At 64.4% G+C, this 20,096-nt stretch carries 21 protein-coding genes; 13 read left to right on the top strand and 8 right to left on the bottom strand.

The window, feature by feature from the left end:
* Positions 1-53 precede the first annotated feature (53 nt).
* From CC207_RS21370 to CC207_RS21355, 4 genes are read left to right on the top strand one after another with little or no spacing between them, the layout of a single operon-like run.
* Entirely contained in the window at positions 54-1,340 is a 1,287-nt protein-coding gene (locus CC207_RS21370) for an MFS transporter (protein ID WP_062360573.1), read from the top strand.
* A gap of 10 nt (positions 1,341-1,350) precedes the next feature.
* The gene (locus CC207_RS21365; RefSeq protein ID WP_028693037.1) at positions 1,351-2,130 is read left to right on the top strand and encodes a 5-oxoprolinase subunit PxpA; all 780 of its coding nucleotides are present in this window, start codon (positions 1,351-1,353) and stop codon (positions 2,128-2,130) included.
* Complete coding sequence (gene pxpB, locus CC207_RS21360) at positions 2,127-2,822, top strand: 5-oxoprolinase subunit PxpB (protein WP_088852716.1); 696 nt, start codon at positions 2,127-2,129, stop codon at positions 2,820-2,822. Before CC207_RS21365 ends, pxpB begins: the two co-directional genes overlap by 4 nt.
* The gene (locus CC207_RS21355) at positions 2,819-3,766 is read left to right on the top strand and encodes a biotin-dependent carboxyltransferase family protein (protein WP_088852715.1); all 948 of its coding nucleotides are present in this window, start codon (positions 2,819-2,821) and stop codon (positions 3,764-3,766) included. The genes pxpB and CC207_RS21355 overlap by 4 nt, the downstream gene beginning before the upstream one ends.
* Before the next feature lie 37 nt (positions 3,767-3,803).
* Here CC207_RS21355 and CC207_RS21350 read toward each other — a convergent pair whose 3' ends face one another.
* The 3 genes from CC207_RS21350 to CC207_RS21340 form a co-directional block, all read right to left on the bottom strand.
* Entirely contained in the window at positions 3,804-4,982 is a 1,179-nt protein-coding gene (locus CC207_RS21350) for a VWA domain-containing protein (protein WP_062574843.1), read from the bottom strand.
* 13 nt (positions 4,983-4,995) lie between these two features.
* Positions 4,996-5,841: a MoxR family ATPase gene (locus tag CC207_RS21345; RefSeq protein ID WP_069017002.1), complete on the bottom strand. Its 846-nt coding sequence runs from the start codon at positions 5,839-5,841 to the stop codon at positions 4,996-4,998.
* A gap of 145 nt (positions 5,842-5,986) precedes the next feature.
* Positions 5,987-7,060: a DUF748 domain-containing protein gene (locus tag CC207_RS21340; protein WP_028693041.1), complete on the bottom strand. Its 1,074-nt coding sequence runs from the start codon at positions 7,058-7,060 to the stop codon at positions 5,987-5,989.
* A 131-nt stretch (positions 7,061-7,191) separates the two neighbouring features.
* Here CC207_RS21340 and cysK point away from each other — a divergent pair, with 131 nt between their 5' ends.
* The 3 genes from cysK (at position 7,192) to CC207_RS21325 (ending at position 10,628) form a co-directional block, all read left to right on the top strand.
* Positions 7,192-8,166, top strand: coding sequence for a cysteine synthase A (cysK, locus tag CC207_RS21335; RefSeq protein ID WP_028693042.1), 975 nt, complete (start codon positions 7,192-7,194; stop codon positions 8,164-8,166).
* 268 nt (positions 8,167-8,434) lie between these two features.
* Positions 8,435-9,370, top strand: a complete 936-nt coding sequence (locus tag CC207_RS21330; RefSeq protein WP_088852714.1) for an aspartyl/asparaginyl beta-hydroxylase domain-containing protein — start codon at positions 8,435-8,437, stop codon at positions 9,368-9,370.
* 376 nt (positions 9,371-9,746) lie between these two features.
* Positions 9,747-10,628, top strand: coding sequence for a DMT family transporter (locus CC207_RS21325; protein WP_088852713.1), 882 nt, complete (start codon positions 9,747-9,749; stop codon positions 10,626-10,628).
* 15 nt (positions 10,629-10,643) lie between these two features.
* Here CC207_RS21325 and CC207_RS21320 read toward each other — a convergent pair whose 3' ends face one another.
* On the bottom strand, positions 10,644-11,543 hold the full coding sequence (locus tag CC207_RS21320) for a DMT family transporter (RefSeq protein WP_062360583.1): 900 nt from the start codon (positions 11,541-11,543) through the stop codon (positions 10,644-10,646).
* A gap of 133 nt (positions 11,544-11,676) precedes the next feature.
* On the opposite strand from CC207_RS21320, the gene aceK reads away from it, so the two are divergent.
* Complete coding sequence (gene aceK, locus CC207_RS21315; RefSeq protein ID WP_062360585.1) at positions 11,677-13,392, top strand: bifunctional isocitrate dehydrogenase kinase/phosphatase; 1,716 nt, start codon at positions 11,677-11,679, stop codon at positions 13,390-13,392.
* Between the two features lie 50 nt (positions 13,393-13,442).
* Here aceK and CC207_RS21310 read toward each other — a convergent pair whose 3' ends face one another.
* Positions 13,443-14,303 (bottom strand): DUF6279 family lipoprotein, encoded by an 861-nt coding sequence (locus CC207_RS21310; RefSeq protein ID WP_062360587.1) that lies wholly within the window; start codon positions 14,301-14,303, stop codon positions 13,443-13,445.
* 130 nt (positions 14,304-14,433) lie between these two features.
* Between CC207_RS21310 and CC207_RS21305 the strand changes: the two genes are divergently transcribed.
* The gene (locus tag CC207_RS21305) at positions 14,434-15,270 is read left to right on the top strand and encodes a S1 RNA-binding domain-containing protein (protein ID WP_028693048.1); all 837 of its coding nucleotides are present in this window, start codon (positions 14,434-14,436) and stop codon (positions 15,268-15,270) included.
* Here the strand turns inward: CC207_RS21305 and CC207_RS21300 are convergent, their stop codons facing one another.
* Entirely contained in the window at positions 15,271-15,651 is a 381-nt protein-coding gene (locus tag CC207_RS21300) for a hypothetical protein (RefSeq protein ID WP_050706820.1), read from the bottom strand.
* Between the two features lie 212 nt (positions 15,652-15,863).
* On the opposite strand from CC207_RS21300, the gene CC207_RS21295 reads away from it, so the two are divergent.
* From CC207_RS21295 to def, 3 genes are all read left to right on the top strand, one after another.
* Positions 15,864-16,043, top strand: coding sequence for a CsbD family protein (locus CC207_RS21295; RefSeq protein WP_023629533.1), 180 nt, complete (start codon positions 15,864-15,866; stop codon positions 16,041-16,043).
* 165 nt (positions 16,044-16,208) lie between these two features.
* Entirely contained in the window at positions 16,209-17,165 is a 957-nt protein-coding gene (locus tag CC207_RS21290; protein ID WP_028693050.1) for a YihY/virulence factor BrkB family protein, read from the top strand.
* Positions 17,165-17,701, top strand: a complete 537-nt coding sequence (gene def, locus CC207_RS21285; protein ID WP_028693051.1) for a peptide deformylase — start codon at positions 17,165-17,167, stop codon at positions 17,699-17,701. The genes CC207_RS21290 and def overlap by 1 nt, the downstream gene beginning before the upstream one ends.
* Here def and CC207_RS21280 read toward each other — a convergent pair.
* Positions 17,656-18,105 (bottom strand): GNAT family N-acetyltransferase, encoded by a 450-nt coding sequence (locus tag CC207_RS21280; RefSeq protein WP_028693052.1) that lies wholly within the window; start codon positions 18,103-18,105, stop codon positions 17,656-17,658. The two genes, def and CC207_RS21280, sit on opposite strands and share 46 nt — an antisense overlap.
* A gap of 262 nt (positions 18,106-18,367) precedes the next feature.
* Between CC207_RS21280 and CC207_RS21275 the strand changes: the two genes are divergently transcribed.
* Positions 18,368-18,625 carry a DUF2790 domain-containing protein gene (locus CC207_RS21275; protein WP_028693053.1) on the top strand — a complete coding sequence of 86 codons (258 nt, stop codon included), beginning with the start codon at positions 18,368-18,370 and terminating at the stop codon, positions 18,623-18,625.
* A 52-nt stretch (positions 18,626-18,677) separates the two neighbouring features.
* Here the strand turns inward: CC207_RS21275 and CC207_RS21270 are convergent, their stop codons facing one another.
* Positions 18,678-20,045 carry a PLP-dependent aminotransferase family protein gene (locus CC207_RS21270; protein WP_088852712.1) on the bottom strand — a complete coding sequence of 456 codons (1,368 nt, stop codon included), beginning with the start codon at positions 20,043-20,045 and terminating at the stop codon, positions 18,678-18,680.
* Between the last annotated feature and the right edge of the window lie 51 nt (positions 20,046-20,096).

Below are 20,096 nucleotides of genomic sequence, written 5' to 3'. Positions count from 1 at the left end.
GGCCGCGACGCCCGACGTCGCCCATAGAACAATACCAACAAGCCGAGGCAACCATGAACCCGACCGGCGTGCAGCAGCAGGCCCCCGCCCGAACCTCGAGCGGCCCCTTCGCCTGGTACCGCGACATCGACTCCCAGCAACGACGCACCTTCTGGAGCTGCAAGATCGGCTACGGCCTGGACGGCATGGACACCCAGATGCTGAGTTTCGTCATCCCCACCCTGATCTTGGTGTGGGGCATCAGCACCGCCGAGGCCGGGTTGATCCACACCAGCACCTTGATCGCCTCGGCCCTGGGCGGCTGGATCGCCGGCATTCTGTCCGACCGCATCGGGCGGGTGCGCACCTTGCAACTGACGGTATTGTGGTTCGCCTTTTTCACCTTCCTCTGCGGCTTCGCCCAGAGTTACGAACAACTGCTGATCGCCCGCACCCTGATGGGCTTCGGCTTCGGCGGCGAATGGACCGCCGGCGCGGTGTTGATCGGCGAGGTGATCCGTGCCCAGGACCGCGGCAAGGCGGTGGGCATGGTGCAGTCGGGCTGGGCCATCGGCTGGGGCCTGACGGCGATTCTCTATGCCCTGTTGTTCTCCTGGCTGCCGGCCGAGCAGGCCTGGCGCGCGCTGTTCCTGTTGGGCCTGCTGCCGGCGATCTTCGTGATCTTCGTCCGGCGCCTGGTCAAGGACCCGGAGATCTACCGTCAGGCCAAGGCCGTGGAACAGGCCGAGGCGCCTGCGCAGTTCTACGAGATCTTCGCCCCCGGCATGCTCTGGACCACCCTTCGCGCTTCGCTGCTGACCACCGGCGCCCTGGGCGGCTACTACGCCATCACCTCGTGGCTGCCGACCTTCCTCAAGAACGAGCGCGGCCTGAGCGTGCTGGGCACCGGCGGCTACCTGGCGATGGTCATCGTCGGCTCCTACATCGGCTACGTGGTCAGCGCCTACCTGTGCGACCTGCTGGGGCGCAGGAAGAACTTCATCCTGTTCGCCGTGGGCTCGTTCGTCATCGTCCTGCTCTACACGCAGATGCCGGTCAGCGACGGCGTGATGCTGTGGCTGGGCTTCCCCCTGGGCTTCTTCGCCTCGGGCATCTTCAGTGGCATGGGTTCGTTCCTCACCGAACTGTTCCCGACCCGGATACGCGGATCGGGGCAGGGCTTCTGCTACAACATCGGCAAGGTGGTCGCGGCGATGTTCCCGTTGCTGATCGGCCTGCTTGGCGAGAAAGTGCCGTTGGGCCTGGGGATTGGCGCCTTCGCCGCGGTGTCCTACGGTGTGGTGATCCTGGCGGCCCTGAGCCTGCCGGAAACCCGCGGCAAAGCGCTCCAGGCGCGCTAAGGTAGGCACCATGAACATTGATACGGAGGTCCGCCAGGTGAAACGCCTGCTACTCAATTGCGACATGGGCGAGAGCTTCGGCAACTGGCGCATGGGCCAGGACGCCAAGGTGATGCCATTCATCGACTGCGCCAATATCGCCTGCGGCTACCACGCTGGCGACCCGGGCACCATGCGCCGCACCGTGGCCCTGGCCCTGGAACACCGGGTGGCCATCGGCGCGCACCCGGCCTATCCGGATCTGATGGGCTTCGGCCGCCGTTCCATGGCCTGCAGCAGCGACGAGATCCGTGACCTGCTGCACTACCAGATCGGCGCCCTGGACGGCATCTGCAAGGTGCTCGGCGGCCGGGTGGCCTACGTCAAGCCCCACGGCGCGCTGTACAACGACATGATGGCCAACCCGGACATCCTGCGCACCGTGCTCGAAGCGGTGGCGGCGTTCGACAGCGGCCTGCCGCTGATGCTCATGGCCACCGCCGACGACAGCGCCGCCCAGGCCCTGGGCGATGAAGTCGGCGTGCCACTGTGGTTCGAGGCCTTCGCCGACCGTGGCTACACCGCCAGCGGGCACCTGATGTCGCGGCGCCTGCCGAACGCTGTGCACCACGACCCGGCGCTGGTGGTCGAACAGGCCTTGCGCCTGGCCAAGGGCGAGGCCCTGGTGGCTGACGACGGCAGCGATGTGCGCTTGAACGCCAGCACCCTGTGCGTGCACGGCGACAACGACGGCTCAGTGGCCGCCGTGCGCCAGATCCGCCAGGCCCTGGATGCACTGGAGCAAGCATGACGCCACGTATCGAGGTGGTGGCCATCGACAGCCTGATGGTGCGGCTGTTCGATGCCATCGATGAAGGCAACATGCCGTGGATCCTCGCCGCCAGCCAGCGCTTGCGGGATGCTTTTGGCCAGCAGCTGATCGACCTGGTGCCGTCCTATACCACGCTGATGGTGCAGTTCGACCTGGCGCCGGGCGAGGCGCGCCAGCGCATCCTGCAGGCGCTGCAGGGTCTGCGGCCGGATGCCGGCCAGGCCGGGCGCCGGCACGAAATCGCGGTGTGGTACCACGCCAGCGTCGGCCCCGAGCTGCCGGTGCTGGCCGCGCGCGGCGGGATGAGCGAGGCCGAGGTGATCCGTCTGCATTGTGGCCGCGACTACCCGGTGTTCGCCCTGGGGTTCGCGCCGGGCTTCGGCTTCATGGGCCTGGTCGATGAACGCCTGGCCACGCCGCGCCTGAGCACCCCGCGCAAGCGCGTGGCGGCGGGCAGCGTCGGCATCGCCGAGCGCCAGACTGCCGCCTATCCGGCCGTGTCGCCGGGCGGCTGGAACCTGATCGGTCGCACGCCGGTGCGCTTGTTCGACCGCGAGCGCGAGGGCTACAGCCTGCTGCAGCCTGGTGATCGGGTGCGTTTCGTGGCCGTCGAACGGGCCGAATTCATCAACCTGGGCGGTGACGACAGCCCGCTGGAGGCCCAGGCATGAGCCAATTGAGAATCGAGGCCAGCACCGCGCTGTGCCTGTTGCAGGATGCCGGGCGTTTCGGTGTGCGGCACCTGGGCGTGACCCAGGGCGGCGCGCTGGACTGGGTGGCGATGCGCTGGGCCAACTGGCTGCTGGGCAATGCCCTGGACAGCGCCGTGGTGGAGATTGCGCTTGGCGGCTTCAGCGTGGTTGCCGAGCAGGACTGCGTGCTGGCGCTGGCCGGGGCCGACCTGGATGCGCAGGCCGACGGACAGGCCGTGGCGCCCTGGACCAGTTTCAACCTGGGCAAGGGCCAGCGCCTGACGCTGCGTCAGCCTCGCCAAGGGGTACGTGCTTATCTGGCGGTGCCGGGCGGGTTCGTGGGCGAGTCGGTGCTGGGGAGTTGTTCCACCGTGGTACGGGAAGAACTGGGTGGAGTAGACGGCCAAGGCCGGGCGCTGCTGAAAGGGGAGGTACTGCATGCTGCCGGGGCCATCGCGGGGCAAATCGGGGCGCCGAACCGCCGCTCCCACGTGCCCGAAGCGCTGCGGCCGGAGTATGCCGAGAAACCGGTATTGGATCTGGTGATGGGCGCGCAGATCGGTGACTTTGGCGGCACCAGCTTGTTCGAGGCGTTCAACCGTGACTGGACGCTGGACAGCCGTGCCGACCGCATGGGCATTCGCCTGCTCGGGCCGCAACTGGTCTACCAGGGTGCGCCGATGATCTCCGAGGGGATTCCCCTCGGCGCCGTGCAGGTGCCGCCGGATGGGCAGCCGATCGTGTTGCTCAATGACCGGCAGACCATCGGTGGATATCCGCGGCTGGGGGCGTTGACGCCGTTGGCGCTGGCGCAGCTGGCGCAGCTGGCGCAGTGCATGCCGGGGACCGCGGTGCGGTTTCGGGCGGTGGTACAGGATGAAGCGTGGCGGGAGCAGCAGGCTTATCTGAGCCGTTGGGGATGAAGGTGCCGGCCCCGCGACAGGGCCGGCCCTGAAAACATTACTTGGACAGGTAACGCATCCCGTCTTCCAACCCCTGCAAGGTCAGCGGAAACATCCTGTCCTCGATCAGGTCCCGCACCAGATGGGTCGAAGCGGTGTACTCCCAGGCGTGCTTCGGATAAGGGTTGATCCAGATGATCTTCTTGAACTTCTCCATGAAGCGTTGCATCCACACATACCCGGCCTCTTCGTTCCAGTGCTCGACGCTGCCGCCGGGCTGGGTGATCTCGTAGGGCGCCATGGCCGCGTCGCCGACGAACACCACCTTGTAGTCGTCGCCGTACTTGTGCAACAGGTCGAAGGTGGAAAAGCGCTCCGAGGTGCGGCGCAGGTTGTTCTTCCACACCGACTCGTAGATGAAGTTGTGGAAGTAGTAGTACTCCAGGTGCTTGAACTCGGTCTTGCAGGCCGAGAACAATTCCTCGCAGACCTTCACGTGGGCGTCCATCGAGCCGCCGATGTCGAACAGCAACAGCAGCTTGACCGTGTTGCGCCGCTCGGGGCGCATCTGGATGTTCAAGAGGCCTGCGTCACGGGCGGTGTGGTCGATGGTGCCGTCGATGTCCAGCTCCTCGGCGGCGCCTTCGCGGGCGAACTTGCGCAAGCGGCGCAGGGCCAGCTTGATGTTGCGCGTGCCCAGCTCGACCTGGTCGTCGAGGTTCTTGTACTCGCGCTGGTCCCACACCTTCACCGCCTTGCCCTGGCGCTTGCCGGCCTCGCCGACGCGGATGCCTTCGGGGTTGAAGCCGCCGGAGCCGAACGGGCTGGTGCCGCCGGTGCCGATCCACTTGTTGCCACCGGCGTGGCGCTCCTTCTGCTCTTCCAGGCGCTTCTTGAACTCTTCGATCAGTTTGTCCAGGCCGCCCAGGGATTGGATCTGCGCCCGTTCCTCGTCGGTCAGCGAACGCTCGAACTCCTTGCGCAGCCAGTCGTCGGGGATCAGGGCCTCGATATGCCGGTCGAGGTTCTCCAGGCCCTTGAAGTAGGCGGCGAACGCACGGTCGAACTTGTCGAAATGGCGCTCGTCCTTCACCAGGATGGCCCGGGCCAGGTAGTAGAACGCGTCCATGTCGGCGAACACCACGCCCTTTTGAAGAGCGTGATGCAGGTCGAGCAGTTCGCGCACCGACACCGGTACCTTGGCCGCGCGCATTTCATTGAACAGGTTGAGCAGCATGGCCCGGCTCCTGTCAGCGGTTGCCGCGCCGGCTCATGAAGGCCAGGCGCTCGAGCAGTTGCACATCCTGCTCGTTCTTGACCAGGGCCCCGGCCAGCGGCGGAATGGCTTTGGTCGGGTCGCGTTCACGCAGCACGGCTTCGCCGATCTTGTCGGCCATCAGCAGCTTGAGCCAGTCGACCAGCTCGGAGGTGGAGGGCTTCTTCTTCAGGCCCGGGACCTTGCGCACGTCGAAGAACACATCCAGCGCCTCGCTGACCAGCGACTGGCTGATGTTGGGGTAGTGCACGTCGACGATCTGCTGCAGGGTGGCGCGATCTGGGAAGGCGATGTAGTGGAAGAAGCAGCGGCGCAGGAAGGCGTCGGGCAGTTCCTTCTCGTTGTTGGAGGTGATGATGATGATCGGGCGCTGCTTGGCCTTGATGGTCTCGTCGATCTCGTAGACGTAGAACTCCATCTTGTCGAGCTCTTGCAGCAGGTCGTTGGGGAACTCGATGTCGGCCTTGTCGATCTCGTCGATCAGCAGGATCACCCGCTCGTCGGCCTCGAAGGCCTCCCACAGCTTGCCTTTCTTCAGGTAGTTGCGTACGTCGTGGACCTTGTCCACGCCCAGCTGCGAGTCGCGCAGGCGGCTGACCGCGTCGTACTCGTACAGGCCCTGGTGGGCCTTGGTGGTGGACTTGATGTGCCAGGTGATCAGGCGGGCGCCGAAGGAGGCGGCGAGCTGTTCGGCGAGCATGGTCTTGCCGGTGCCCGGCTCGCCCTTGACCAGCAGCGGGCGCTCCAGGGTGATGGCCGCGTTGACCGCCAGCTTCAGGTCGTCTGTGGCGACGTAGTCGCGGGTGCCTTCGAACTTCATGAACCGATCCTCTGGGTGGCTGGGCTCGCCTCATTGCGGGGCAGCCGACGCATGTTTATTGATGTGCCAGCGACTATAACCCCGCACCCGCCGCCTGCAAACGCAGACCGGGTATTCAGTCCCTGAATGGTCCGTCACTGTCGGCTTAGTCGGATTGGGGCGGGGGTTGTTCGTAACGTGCGTTGAATGCCTGGATGAACCCGTTGCGCAGTATCTGCAGGAACGCCTCGAATGCGCTGATATCCTGCTGGTGCACACTGCCGCTCAGTTCCACGCGGGTGGCGAACTGGTTCTTCGGCTGGTTCTTCAGCACGGTCTCGGTGGCGCCTACCAGCGCCTCCCAGATTGAGCGCAGGAAACCTTTGTCCTTGTCTTGCACATCCTGCCGCCAGTTGAACACGTCGACATCGCGCAGCAGTGGCTTGATGTAGCCATGCAGTCGGCCATTCGCGGCTTCGGCCTCGATCACCACGTCGCCGTGTCCGGCATTGAAGTCGAACTTTCCATAGGCGCTGGCAAAGTCGTTGAGTCGGCGCAGTTCGATGCCCTTGGCGCGCAGGCGGAACTGAAAGTCGTCAAAGTCGCTGAACGGGTCGAAGGTGGCCTTGCTCTCGACCCTGGCGTCGCCCGTCAGCAACGCCGTCCCTTCGAAACTGGCGTCCCGCCGGCCCTTTTCATCGCGCACGTTGGTCAGGTTGCGAATGCTGGCGTCGAGCTGTGTGGCCTTGAGGTCGACCGGCGGTTGGGAGTTGAAGTTGCGAAAGCTCAGGGTGCCCTGTTCGATGCGCACATCGTTGAGCGTGATGGGCAGCAGCTTCTCCAGTTGCTGGCGCCAGTCAGTACCCTGGCCGGTCTGTGAGCTCTGCCTGGTGCCGCCATCGACGAAGTTCAGTTCGGGGTGCAGGAAGGTCACTTCGCCAACCACTGCATGGTCGTACCAGAGCGCATGCCAGCTCACCGACAGGTCGATCAGCGGTGCGTCGAGCAGCGGTACCGGCACCTTGCCGCTGACCTTGGCGATCTTCAGGCCATTGATCTGATAAGCGCCGCGCCACCAGGCCAGATCGACGTCGGTGACCTGGCCACGGTAGTCGCCCATGTCGGCCAGCTTGTCGTTCAGGTAATCGCGAACCAGGTAGGGCAGGGCCAGGTGCAGGGCCACAAGCAACCCAACCAGGCTGGCAAGGCCGACCAATGGCCAGCGATAACGTGCTTTCATCGTGGTTCTCCGCACCGGCTTTTGCGGTTGACCGCAGGCCGCTTCGCCGAGTTCGAACGGGCTTTACGCTCCTGCATTGCGGGCTTACCCTCATGGTTTTCCCTGCTTTTTCATGTTCAAGGACACCTGCCATGAGCCGTATCTACGCCGACAACGCCCATTCCATCGGCAACACGCCGCTGGTGCAGATCAACCGCATCGCCCCGCGTGGGGTGACCATCCTGGCCAAGATCGAAGGGCGCAACCCGGGTTACTCGGTGAAGTGCCGGATTGGCGCGAACATGGTCTGGGACGCCGAGAGCAGCGGCAAGCTCAAACCGGGCATGACCATCGTCGAGCCGACCTCGGGCAACACCGGTATCGGCCTGGCGTTCGTCGCCGCCGCCCGCGGCTACAAGCTGCTCCTGACCATGCCGGCGTCCATGAGTCTTGAGCGGCGCAAGGTGCTCAAGGCCCTGGGGGCCGAGCTGGTGCTCACCGAGCCGGCCAAGGGCATGAAGGGCGCCATCGAGAAGGCCAATGAAATTGTTGCCTCCGATCCGGCCCACTACTTCCTGCCTGGTCAGTTCGACAATCCGGCCAACCCGGCCATCCACGAGAAGACCACCGGCCCCGAGATCTGGAACGACACCGACGGCGCGGTGGATGTACTGGTGGCGGGCGTCGGCACCGGTGGCACCATCACCGGCGTGTCACGCTACATCAAGCACACCCAGGGCAAGTCGATCCTGTCGGTGGCGGTGGAGCCGGTGAGCTCGCCGTTGATCAGCCAGACCCTGGCGGGCGAGGAGCTCAAACCCAGTCCGCACAAGATCCAGGGCATCGGCGCTGGTTTCGTGCCGAAGAACCTCGACCTGTCGATTGTCGATCAGGTCGAGACGGTGACCGATGACGAGTCCAAGGCCATGGCCATCCGTCTGATGCAGGAGGAGGGCATCCTCTGTGGTATCTCCTGTGGCGCGGCGATGGCGGCGGCGGTGCGCCTGGCCGAGAAGCCCGAGATGCAGGGCAAGACCATCGTGGTGATCCTGCCGGACTCCGGTGAGCGCTACCTGTCGAGCATGTTGTTCAGCGACATGTTCAGCGAGCAGGAGAACCAGCAGTAAACCCGGGCCTGCTGTGCAAGCCTTTCGCCGGCGAGCCGGCTCCCACATCGCTTGTGTTGCCTTGTGGGAGCCGGCTTGCCGGCGATGGGGCGAGCAGCGGCCCCGGGATATCCGCACCACCGCTGATCCGGCGCAATGTCGGCCGCTTTCGTTTATTGCACAATCCTTAACACTGCGATCCGGCACCGGTTGTTTTTACCCGGCCCGGATGGGTTTATGATGTCCGGCTATCTGGGGATGGCCTGATTTCCCCTCCAAGGAGTGTTGCATGACCTTTTCCTTCGTCGCCAAGGCCGGTGTGCTGCTGGTGTTTTTCGGCAGCGTGCTGTTCGTGCACCTGCGCGGCAAGGCGCGCCTGCCGGTGCTGCGCCAGTTCGTCAACCATTCGGCGCTGTTCGCCCCCTACAACAGCCTGATGTACCTGTTCTCCGGCGTGCCTTCCAAGCCCTACCTGGACCGCCAGCGCTTCCCCGAACTGGATGTGCTCAAGGACAATTGGGAGGTGATCCGCGAAGAAGCCATGCGCCTGTTCGACGAGGGCTACATCCGTGCTGCCGAGAAGGACAACGACGCCGGCTTCGGTTCGTTCTTCAAGAAGGGCTGGAAGCGTTTCTACCTGAAGTGGTACGACAAGCCGCTGCCTTCGGCCGAGGCGCTGTGCCCGAAGACCGTCGAGCTGGTCAGCGGCATCCCCAACGTCAAGGGCGCGATGTTCGCCCTGTTGCCCGGCGGCAGCCACCTGAACCCGCACCGCGACCCGTTCGCCGGCTCCCTGCGCTATCACCTGGGCCTGTCCACGCCGAACTCGGACAACTGCCGCATCTACGTCGACGGCCAGCCCTACGCCTGGCGTGATGGCGAGGACGTTATGTTCGACGAAACATTCGTGCACTGGGTCAAGAACGAGACCGACGTCACCCGGGTGATCCTGTTCTGCGACGTCGAGCGCCCGCTCAACAGCCCGCTGATGACCCGCATCAACCGCAAGGTCAGCGCCTTCCTCGGCCGCGCCACCGCGCCGCAGAACACCGATGACGAGCGCGTCGGCGGGATCAACCAGGCCTACGCCTGGAGCAAGCGCTTCAGCAATGTCATCAGCACCCGGGTCAAGCAGTTCAAGCGCGCCAACCCCAAGGCCTACCGCGTGCTGCGGCCGGTGCTGGCGGTTGTCGTCGTCTACGCGCTTTACCGCTGGCTGTTCTGATTCGCCTGGGCAGGCTCGCTCCTCAACGGAGCGGGCTTGCCCCGTGATGATTCCCCCGCTATATTCCGAAACACTCTCTTCCCAGAAGACCTGTTCATGCCCGCCATTGCTGCCACCATCGCTTACGTTCTCGCGCCTGTCGCGGGCGTGGTCGTGCGTGGCAGCCAGCAGCCGGCCATGATCAGTCACTCCCCACCACCTGTCAGTGGCGTCGTAGGCGGCGTAGCTCCGCCTCCTTGCGCAGTCGTGGTGCTGGGCTGATCGGCCGCTGGCCGCTCCCCACCGCACTCGCAACCTACTGAACACGGTCGGCTATCCCCGCAAGACGCGATAGGTCCTCCGTACGGTTCATTTGCCCGTATACAGGTGGCAATACATGTCTGTTTTCAACAAAGCATCCGTGGCCTCGGCGGCCACTACCAGCCTGTTCGTCCTGCTGTGGAGCAGCGGGGCGATCGTTTCCAAGCTCGGCCTGGCCCAGGCCAGTCCTTTCGCCTTCCTGCTGCTGCGTTCGGCCTTGGCGCTTTTTGGTCTGTTGCTGATCGGTCCTTTACTCGGCTTGCGCTGGCCAGGTACTCGGGGCGGCATTGTTCGCGCTCTGGGGACTGGCTGCGTGCTACTGGGCGCCTACCAGATCTTCTACCTGCTGGCGCTTGATACCCATGTCACCCCTGGCGTCATGGCCACGGTCATGGGCGTGCAGCCGATCCTTACCGTGGTGCTGATGGAGCGCCAGCGTTCCTGGAGCCGGCTGTTCGGCCTGGGCCTGGGGCTTGGCGGCCTGGTGATGGTGGTCTACCAGGGCATCAACCTTGGCGGGGTGTCCCTGGCGGGCATGCTGTTCGCCTTGCTGGCGCTCACCAGCATGACCTTCGGCTCGATCCTGCAGAAACGCATCACCGACAACCCGATGGGCACATTGCCGCTGCAGTATCTGGCCGGATTTGCCCTGTGCGCGCTGTTTGCCCCGTTCCAGCCGTTGCATGTCGAGTGGAACGCCAACTTCGTCGGCGCACTGCTGTGGATGGGGCTGGTGGTTTCGCTGCTGGCCACGCTGCTGCTGTACCGGCTGATCGCCCGTGGCAACCTGGTCAATGTCACCAGCCTGTTCTACCTGGTGCCGGCGGTGACGGCGGTGATGGATTTCGCCATCTTCGGTAACCGCCTGGCGCCGCTCAGCCTGCTGGGAATGGGGTTGATCGTGATCGGGCTGCTGTTCGTGTTCCGTAAGCCGGCGTTGCGTGCGGCTGAAGCCTGAGCCAAAGGGGGGCCGCTATGCGGCCCCTTCGCGACGCAAGGCCGCTCCCACAGGACGCAGCACCAGCCAGAGTGCCGCGCCGATCAGCAGGCCGCCGTACAGGTGCGCCATCGACAGCGGCTCATCCAGCAGCCACGCGCCCCACAGCACGCCGAACACCGGGATCAGGAAGGTCACGGTACTGGCCTTGACCGGCCCGATTTCGTTCAGCAAGCGGAAGTACAGGATGTAGGCGAACGCCGTACACAGCAGCCCCAGGCCCAGCAGCGACAGCCACACCTGCCAGCCGCCCCAGCTGGCCGGCGGTTGGGTCAGCGCGCTCCAGGCGAACAGCGGGCTCAACAGCAGGGTGGCGCCGAGCATGCTGCCCAGGGCTGACAGGCGACTGTCCAGCGTTCCCACCCAGCGTCGTGCCAGGAATCCCGCGAAACCGTAGCAGGTGGTCGCCGCCAGGCACGCCAGGGCGCCTTGCACCAGGGCCATGTTCAGCGCCACCGGTCCGGCGCCGCTGAGAATGCCGACGCCGAACAGGCCGAGGAAGATCCCGCAGAGCTTGGGCAGGGTCATCGCCTCGCGGAAGAACAAGGTGCCGATCAGCACGCCCATCAGCGGCGTGGTGGCGTTGAAGATCGCCGAGTAGCCGGCCGGCAGCACCTGCGCCGCCACCGAGTAGAACGTCGCTGGAATACCGGAATTGATCATGCCCAGCACCAGGCAGGCGCCCAGCTTGCCTTCGAAGTTCCAGCGCACGCGGGCGGCGGCGAGTATGGCCATCAACCCCAGGCAGGCGATCGACACGCGAAAGAAGGCGGTCGGCACGGTGCCAAGCTCCGGGGCGATGATGCGCATGAACAGAAAACTGGCGCCCCAGACGGCGGCAAGGGTCAGCAGGCGGGCAAGGGCGATGGGGCTCACGGGGGGTCTCCGGCGTTGGGGGCAGTGCGCGAGTCTACGTCAGTGGGCAACCGGGATTCTTGTGCTTTCTTGCTGTGTGAGCCGCTTGCGGACGACTAAGCTGTCTAACGCCACCCACCTTGAGATCCCGCGCATGACCCAACCCTGGCCCGCCGCTGACATCGCCCGGATGATCCTCGATGGCTTCGACGACTACCGCGAGCATTTTCGCCGGATAACCCTCGGTGCCCGCGAACGCTTCGAGCAGGCACGCTGGCAGGACATCCAGCGTGCAGCGGCGGCGCGGATCAACCTCTACGAAGAGAAGGTCGCCGAGGTCAACGGCTGGCTGCGCCAGGGCTTCGAAGCCTCCCAGCTGCTGGACGTGGAGCAGTGGCCGTTGGTGAAGAGCGCCTACATCCGCCTGATCGACCCACGGCTGGACGATGAACTGTCCGAGACCTGGTACAACTCGCTGTTCTGCAGCCTGTTCAGCCATGAGCAGATCAGCGACGGCTGCATGTTCATCCACACCACCCGCCCGTCCATGCGTGGCCACGAACGCGCGGCGCAGACCCGCACCTATGCGCTGGACGGTGGATTGAAGGGATTGCTGCGGGCCATCTTCGCCGATTACGGTTTTGACGTGCCCTACGCAGACCTGGAGGGCGACCTGTCGCGGTTGCAGGACCAACTGCGTGAATGCCTGCCCGATTGGGTGTGCAAGGACCCGGCGCTGGCGGCGGAGCTGTTCACGCCGGTGCTCTACCGCAACAAAGGGGCCTACCTGGTCGGGCGCCTGTACACCCCCGACGAACAGTGGCCGCTGGTGATCCCGCTGCTGCACCGTGAAGACCACGGCATCGAGGCCGATACGCTGATCACCGACGAGGCGGAGGTGTCGATCATCTTTTCCTTCACCCGCTCGTACTTCATGGTCGATGTGCCGGTGCCGGCGGAGTTCGTCAACTTTCTCAAGCGCATCCTGCCGGGCAAGCATATCGCCGAGCTGTACACCTCGATCGGCTTCTACAAGCACGGCAAGTCAGAGTTCTACCGCGCACTGATCAACCACCTGGCCAACAGCGACGACCGCTTCATCATGGCGCCGGGGGTGCGCGGGATGGTGATGAGTGTGTTTACCCTGCCGGGCTTCAACACGGTGTTCAAGATCATCAAGGACCGCTTTTCGCCGTCCAAGACCGTCGACCGTGCCACGGTGATCGAGAAGTACCGCCTGGTGAAGAGCGTGGACCGTGTCGGGCGAATGGCCGACACCCAGGAGTTCGCCGATTTTCGCTTCCCCCGCGTCAAGTTCGATCCCGACTGCCTCGCCGAGCTGCTGGAAGTGGCGCCCTCGACCGTGGCGCTGGAAGGGGACACGGTACTGATCCGCCACTGCTGGACCGAACGGCGCATGACCCCGCTCAACCTCTACCTCGAACAGGCCAGCGAAGCCCAGGTGCTGGAGGCGCTGGAAGACTATGGGCTGGCGATCAAGCAGCTGGCGGCGGCGAACATCTTCCCCGGCGACATGCTGCTGAAGAACTTCGGCGTCACCCGCCATGGCCGGGTAGTGTTCTATGACTACGACGAGATCAGCTTCCTTACCGAGGTCAACTTCCGCCACATTCCACCGCCGCGCTACCCCGAAGACGAGATGTCGGGCGAGCCGTGGTACTCGATCGGGCCGCATGACGTGTTCCCCGAGGAGTTTCCGCCGTTCCTGTTCGCCGATATGGGTCAGCGCCGTTTGTTCAGTCGTCTGCACGGCGAGCTGTATGACGCCGACTATTGGAAAGACCTGCAGGAGACGATCCGGGCGGGGAAGGTGATCGATGTGTTCCCGTATCGACGCAAGGGGCGCTGACTGGCGCGCCTACGCGGGAAATGCGTATGGCTCGAGCAGTCCGGCCAGCTTTAACCTTTCAGGCACTTGAGCTCACTGAAATCCGCCCGCACCTTGCTCAGGCGCTGCTGCAGGAACTGTTTCTGCGCAGGGCTGCTCTGCCTCATCAGGTCGATCAGCAGGCTGCGCGCCTGCTGTTCGCTGTTCTCATAGGCCTGGCGGTACTCCGCCGTCCACAGGCTCTCCTTGCGTTGCAGCAGTTGCGCCAGGCGCGCTTCGAAGCCCGGTGTGGCGCGCTGGTCCATTGCCAGCACCAGTTGCTGCTGCCAGTGCGCGCGATTGGCGATCGACTGGCGGTTCTGGTCGCCCAGGGCCTGGGACCAGCTCATTACCCGCAAGCGTTGCTGGGCGCTGAGCTCACCCAGCCAGGGTTCCAGGCGTTTCTGCATGCGCGCGGCGCGCTGTTCGATCTGTTTGGGCAGCGGGGTTTCGTCATAGGTCTTGCGACGCTTGCTGATGTCGGCACGAAACGCCTGGCGCATTTCGGCGACCTGGTCGTCGCTCATCCCGCGCAGCAGTTCGCTGGCTGAGGGGGTGATCGCCGTGGCCACCCGGCCGATGGCCTGGCGGGCTTCGAGGGTGCGTTGTTCCAGGGCCTGGTCGGTGACCGCGTCGTCGGCCACCATCAGCCGCACCCGGTCGAGCCAGTCGAGGTAGCCGGGCAGCTGTGTTTTGCAGTGCCAGGCCAGTTGTTGCTTAAGCCGTTCGTCGAGCAACTGTTTCTGCTCGCGGTTCATGTCCAGGTAATCGCCAAGCGACCAGGGCACCAGGCGGTCGAGGTTGCGGTAGGCCAGGTCGATGCGGCTGCAAGCCACAAGGGCCAGGGCGAAGCCAATGACGAGCAGTAGGGCGTGGATCAGGCGTCGGGGCATGAGCGAATCCTTGCACAGGCTGGCCAGGCGGTGGACGCAAGGTGGGCCCGAGGGTTCCGGCGCATGCGCGCTCGGGCGGACGGGCGGGTCAAGTGTTAGAATAGCCGCCTTGTCTTGAGGATCTTCGGAAATGGCTCTGCTTGGGCGTTACAACAGTTTGCAAATCGTGAAACACGTGGAATTTGGCCTGTACCTGGACGGCGGCGCCGACGGCGAAATCCTCCTGCCAAGGCGCTACTTCCCCAAGGATGCCGAGCTCGAACTGGACGACTGGCTCAACGTGTTCATCTACCTCGACAGCGAGGACCAGCTGATCGCCACCACCGAAAAGCCGAAGATGCAGGTGGGCGAGTTCGCCAGCCTCAAGGTCAAGGACATCAACGGCGCGGGCATCTTCCTCGACTGGGGCCTGTCCAAGGACCTGCTGATGCCCTACTCGGAGGAGTCCCGGCCACTGAAGATCGGTGACTACTGCGTGGTCCACGCCTATCTGGACAAGCGCACCCGGCGCATCACCGCTACCGCCAAGCTGGACCGCTACCTCGACCGCACCCCGGTGGACTACCAGGTCGGCCAGCCGGTGGAGCTGCTGGTGGCCGGCGAGACGCCGATGGGCTTCAAGGCGATCATCAACAATCGCCACTGGGGCCTGATCCACAAGAACGAAGTGTTCAAGTTCCTGCGTTCAGGCATGCACGAGAAGGGCTTCATCAAGGAAGTGCGCGCCGACGGCAAGATCGCCCTGAGCCTGCAGCCGGTGGGCCAGGCCCTGGCCGACGGCTTGCCCGAGCAGATCATGCAGCGTCTGGAGGCCAATGGCGGTGTGCTGGCGGTGTGCGACAAGAGCGATCCGGCGCTGATCAGCCAGATGTTCAATGTCAGCAAGGGCAACTTCAAGAAAGCCATCGGCGCACTGTTCAAGCAGGGCCGGATCGTCATCCATGACGATCGCATCGAGCGGGCCTGATCAGGCCTGCACGAAGGTGCTGAAGTCCAGCTGCTCGCCACCCGGGCGGCTGTCGCGCAGCAGCGAGTCGCGGTCGGCGCTCAGGGCCAGGCTGATGGTCGAGCGGCGCTTGCCGGCGTTGCGCACTTCCATCTGCTCCTGGTGAGCGCGCAGGAAGTTGGTCGGCACCTTTAGGTGCTGCAGTTCATCGGTCTCCGGAGTATGCAGCAGCAGGTTGACCCAGTCGGGCTGACCTTTGCGCAGCAGCGCCACCGGTACCTCGAACCACCACAGGTTGCGCTTCTTGTCGAGAATGGCGAACAGGGTGTTGTCGCGGTTGAGCACCGGCCGGGTCAGCGCTTCGTTGCGCCGAGCGATGGCGGTGGGTTTGTCGAGTTTCATGCAGGTTCCTGCGGATTGACGCTAGATTGGCCTGGTATTGTGCGGGTGGGCTCATCGCGGGGCAAGTCGCATCGGCATGCCGCCGCGCCCGCGGGGAACGCTTTGAACCGTTGGGCCGGGTCCAGGCGAACTAATTGAAACTCTTGCCGATGACCTAGGGTCGATCAGGTGTCGACACGATTTCCCGTGTCTTTTCGGCAAGGAGACATCCCATGAGTGGCACCAAGGATAAAGCGAAAGGCCTGGCCAATGAGGCCGTGGGCAACATCAAGCAGGGCGTCGGCAAGGTGACCGACAACGACAAGCTGCGCGCCGAGGGCAAGGCCCAGGAGCTGAAGGGCGAGGCGCAGCAGGCCGTGGGCAAGGTCAAGGATGCCGTGAAGAAGCCTTGATCGCAGTGGTAATGTCGCGGGGCAGTGCGCGCTCATCCGGTGGGAGCGCACTTGCCCCGCGATTGCTTTGTGCGTTCGGCAACGCGCCAGCGAACAGCACGCCCGCCGCCTGGTCTATTAGACTTGGTGCTATGCCACCCCGATCAAGCGGCGAAAGGAGACGCTATGATTTTCCCCGACCTGCGCGGTCTGCCCCTGCACCGCGTGCTGGTGCGCACCGTCAAGGAGTTCATTGACGACGAGATGTCCACCTATGCTTCCGCGCTGGCCTACCAGATGCTGTTTTCGCTGTTCCCGTTCCTGCTGTTCCTGATCGCCCTGATCGGTTTCCTGCACCTGCCGGACTTCTTCTCCTGGCTGCGCCTGCAGTCCGAGCTGGTGCTGCCGCCCCAGGCCCTGGAGCAGGTCAACCCGGTGATCGACCAGTTGCAGCAGTCCAAGGGCGGATTGCTGTCGGTGGGTATCGTAATCGCCCTGTGGACCGCCTCGGCGGGTGTGCGCCTGATGATGAGCGCGATGAACGCCGCCTACGACGTGCCTGAAGGGCGGCCGGTGTGGAAGCGCATCCCACTGTCGATCATCTACACCGTCGGCATCGCCGGCATGCTCCTGGCGGCCGCCGCGTTGATGGTGCTGGGGCCGCAGGTCATGGAGTGGATCGCTTCCCAGGTGGGGCTGGAGGAGGCGGTGGTGGTCGTCTGGACCATCCTGCGCTGGCCGGCGATCATCATCCTGATGATGGTGGCGGTGGCGCTGATCTACTACGTGATGCCCGATGTGAAGCAGAAATTCCGCTTCATCACCCCAGGCTCGGTGCTGGCGGTGGTGGTGTGGATCGTCGCGTCGCTGGGCTTTGCCTACTACGTGAAGACCTTTGCCGACTACAACGCCATGTATGGCAGTATCGGGGCGATCATCGTGTTGCTGCTGTACTTCTACATCTCCGCCGCCGTGCTGCTGCTCGGGGCCGAGATGAACGCGGTGATCGAGCACATGTCCGCCGAGGGCAAGAACCCCGGTGAGAAAGCGTTCGCCGAAGACAATCCGCAACAGAGTATTACCGTGCTTGGGCATGAGCACCCGGTGCCCCCCGAACCCCAGACCCGCGAGCCGAATACCTGATGATCCGCGACATTCTCAAAATGGGTGATGAACGCCTGCTGCGCATCGCCCCGCCCGTGCCGGAGCACATGCTCGGTAGCCCCGAGCTCGAGCAACTGATCGACGACATGTTCGAGACCATGGCCCATGTCGGAGGCGTCGGCCTGGCCGCGCCGCAGATCGGCATCGACCTGCAACTGGTGATCTTCGGCTTCGAGCGCAGCGAGCGCTATCCGGACGCCGAGCCAGTGCCGCGGACCATCTTGCTCAACCCGGTGATCACGCCGCTGGCCACGGAGCTCGAGGATGGCTGGGAGGGCTGTTTGTCGGTGCCGGGCCTGCGTGGCGTGGTGCCGCGCTACAAGCACATCAGCTATTCGGGCATCGACCCGCAGGGCAACCCGATCAACCGCTTTGCCGATGGTTTTCATGCGCGGGTGGTGCAGCATGAGTGCGATCACCTGATCGGCCGGCTATACCCTTCGCGCATTCAGGACTTCAGCAAGTTCGGTTATACCGATGTGCTGTTCCCTGGGCTCGACGTGGCCGACGACTGATCCCGCACCAGCGCCACCAGGGGCTTGCTGCGCTGGTAGCGGGCCAGGCGCGAGGCCAGGGCTTCGGGCAGCGTGGTGGCCGAGGTGAAGGCCAGGCGTTGGTAGAAGGGCGTCAGGTCCGGATGGCAGAACAGCCAAGTCGGGGTGGTGGCAGCGCCCAGCGCTGTTTGCAGCAGCTGTGAAGCGACCTGCTGTCCACGCCATTGCGGGGCGACGAACAGTCCGGTCAGCCAGTAGCCGTCCTCGACAGGGGACAGATTCATCCCGCCAATGATTTCACCGCTGCGTGCCACCCATTGTTCGCCATCACCGGCGGCGCGCATGCGCGAACCATGCTGGCGATAGAATTGCTCCAGCAGGCGGCGTTGGATCGGAGGCAGGCGGGTACAGGTCAGGGGCGGCATGCGTGGCTCGTAGGGCGCTGCAAGAAGCAGGAAAAATGACGGTGCTTTGTCGCAGATTGTTGCAAATCCGGCAAGGGTGAATATCCGACTCCGGGGTTCAACTATTCCGACTGCGGAGTAGACTTTCACTCATCCCCCCCGGCAGTACGATAAAGCGGGATCGGTACTTCGTGTCATCTTCGCAGTCGATGACAACTTCTCCGCGCCATTGACGGCATCAGAAGTCACGCGATCAGCTTGATAGCCATCAAGGTCGTTATCCATGAAAGCCTTACTGATTCTTGCATTGGTCGGTATGTCCTCGCTCGCCTTCGCGGACCAGGTCAAGACCGCAGACACCCAACCCGTGGTCGAGCAGTATGACTATTCCACCAACCTCGACATCAAGCGCGTGATCAGCCTGTCGACAATCCCCAACGTCTGTGAAGTGGTGCCCGCCACCATGACCTACGAGGACCATCAAGGACAGGTGCACACCCTTCAGTACCGTGCCTTGGGCGAGGGTTGCCGGCTGAATTGAGCCTGTTGGCCCCGTCAGGGCCTGTGGGAGCGGGCTTGCCCCGCGATGGCGATCAGTTGCAATCGCGGGTCAAGCCCGCCCCCAGAAGCTCCAGCCCCTGCTTCAACTGCGCCCGGCTGTGCGCCGCCGACAGGCTGACCCGCACTGCCCGCACACGCTCCGTGCCCACCGCGAACACGCTGGCCGGCACGATCTCCACCCCTTGCGCCCGACACCGGGCAACCAGCGCCTCGGCCTCTCCAGGCGTGGCCAGCCAGACATGGGGCGAAGGCACGCCATCCACCGGCAATGCATTACCCAGCAACGCCCGCGCCAGGCGCCAACGCTCGGCCAGTTCCTCCCGCTGCCAGGCCAGTCGCCGTGCGGCGGTCCCGTCCGAAATCCACTGGCAAGCGATGTGCAGGTTCAACGGTGAAACCGACCAGTGGGTGGCCTGGGCATAAGGATCGATCTGCTCCAGCAACGCTGGCCGCGCCACGATCCAGCCCAGGCGCAGGCCGGCGGCCACGGTCTTGGACATGCTACTGATCAGCACGCCGCGGCCTTCGAGCAAAGGGTAGAGCGGCGGCCGATCAGTCAAGGCGCCGTACACGTCATCCTCGATCACCAGCAAGTCGTGGCGCTTGGCGACTTCCGCCAGCGCCTGACGCTGGGCCTCGCCCATGCAGGCCCCGGTCGGGTTATGCAGGGTCGGGGTGGTCACCAGTACTCGCGCGCCACTGGCCCGCACGACGCGGTCCAGTTCGTCAGGGCGCAAACCCTGTTCATCCAGAGCCACCCCCTGCACCGGCAGGCGCAGCTGGCGACAGGCCGCCTTGATGCCCGGAGCGGTCAGCGCTTCAACCATTACCGGCTCGCCTGCCTGGCACAGCGACTGCAGTACCAGGAGCAAGGCCTGTTGGGCGCCACCGCAGAGCAACACTTCCTCCGGCCTGAGGTCCAGGCCACGATTGGCCAACCAGCGAGTGCCCTGGATCCGCCCCAGCAGCAGTTGCTCCGGCCCCAGGTAATGGTCGAGCAGGGCGGTTTCACCCTGTTCGAGCAACCTGCGCAGGCTGTACTCGAGGTCAAGATTGTGCGGGTCGGCCACCGGCACGTTGGTCGACAGGTCAATCACCTGATGCTGGCGGTCGGGCTGCTTGAGGCGAAACAGCGTCGCCTCCTTGCTGCTGGCCAGCACATAGGTGCCGCGCCCCACCTCCCCGGACACCAGGTGCCGCGCCGCGGCTTCGCGGTAAGCCTGTTGCGTGGTGCTCGGGTTCAGGCCCAATGCCCACGCCAGGCGACGCTGGGGCGGCAGGCGTTCACCAGCTTTTAGCTCACCCTGTTCGATGGCGCTGGCAATGGCCTCGACCAGCGCCAGGTAGCGCGGCTGGTCGTTGTCTGGCAGGGCGGGAATCCACACGAAATTGCTACCCATGCAATATATATTTGGACCCATACAATGACCGGCGCTTAGGATCGGATCAAG

This window comes from Pseudomonas sp. DrBHI1, from assembly GCF_002205115.1.
GTDB classification, from domain to species: domain Bacteria; phylum Pseudomonadota; class Gammaproteobacteria; order Pseudomonadales; family Pseudomonadaceae; genus Aquipseudomonas; species Aquipseudomonas mosselii.
Note: the sequence above shows the minus strand (reverse complement) of the source record. Positions and strands in the feature narration are given on the sequence as shown.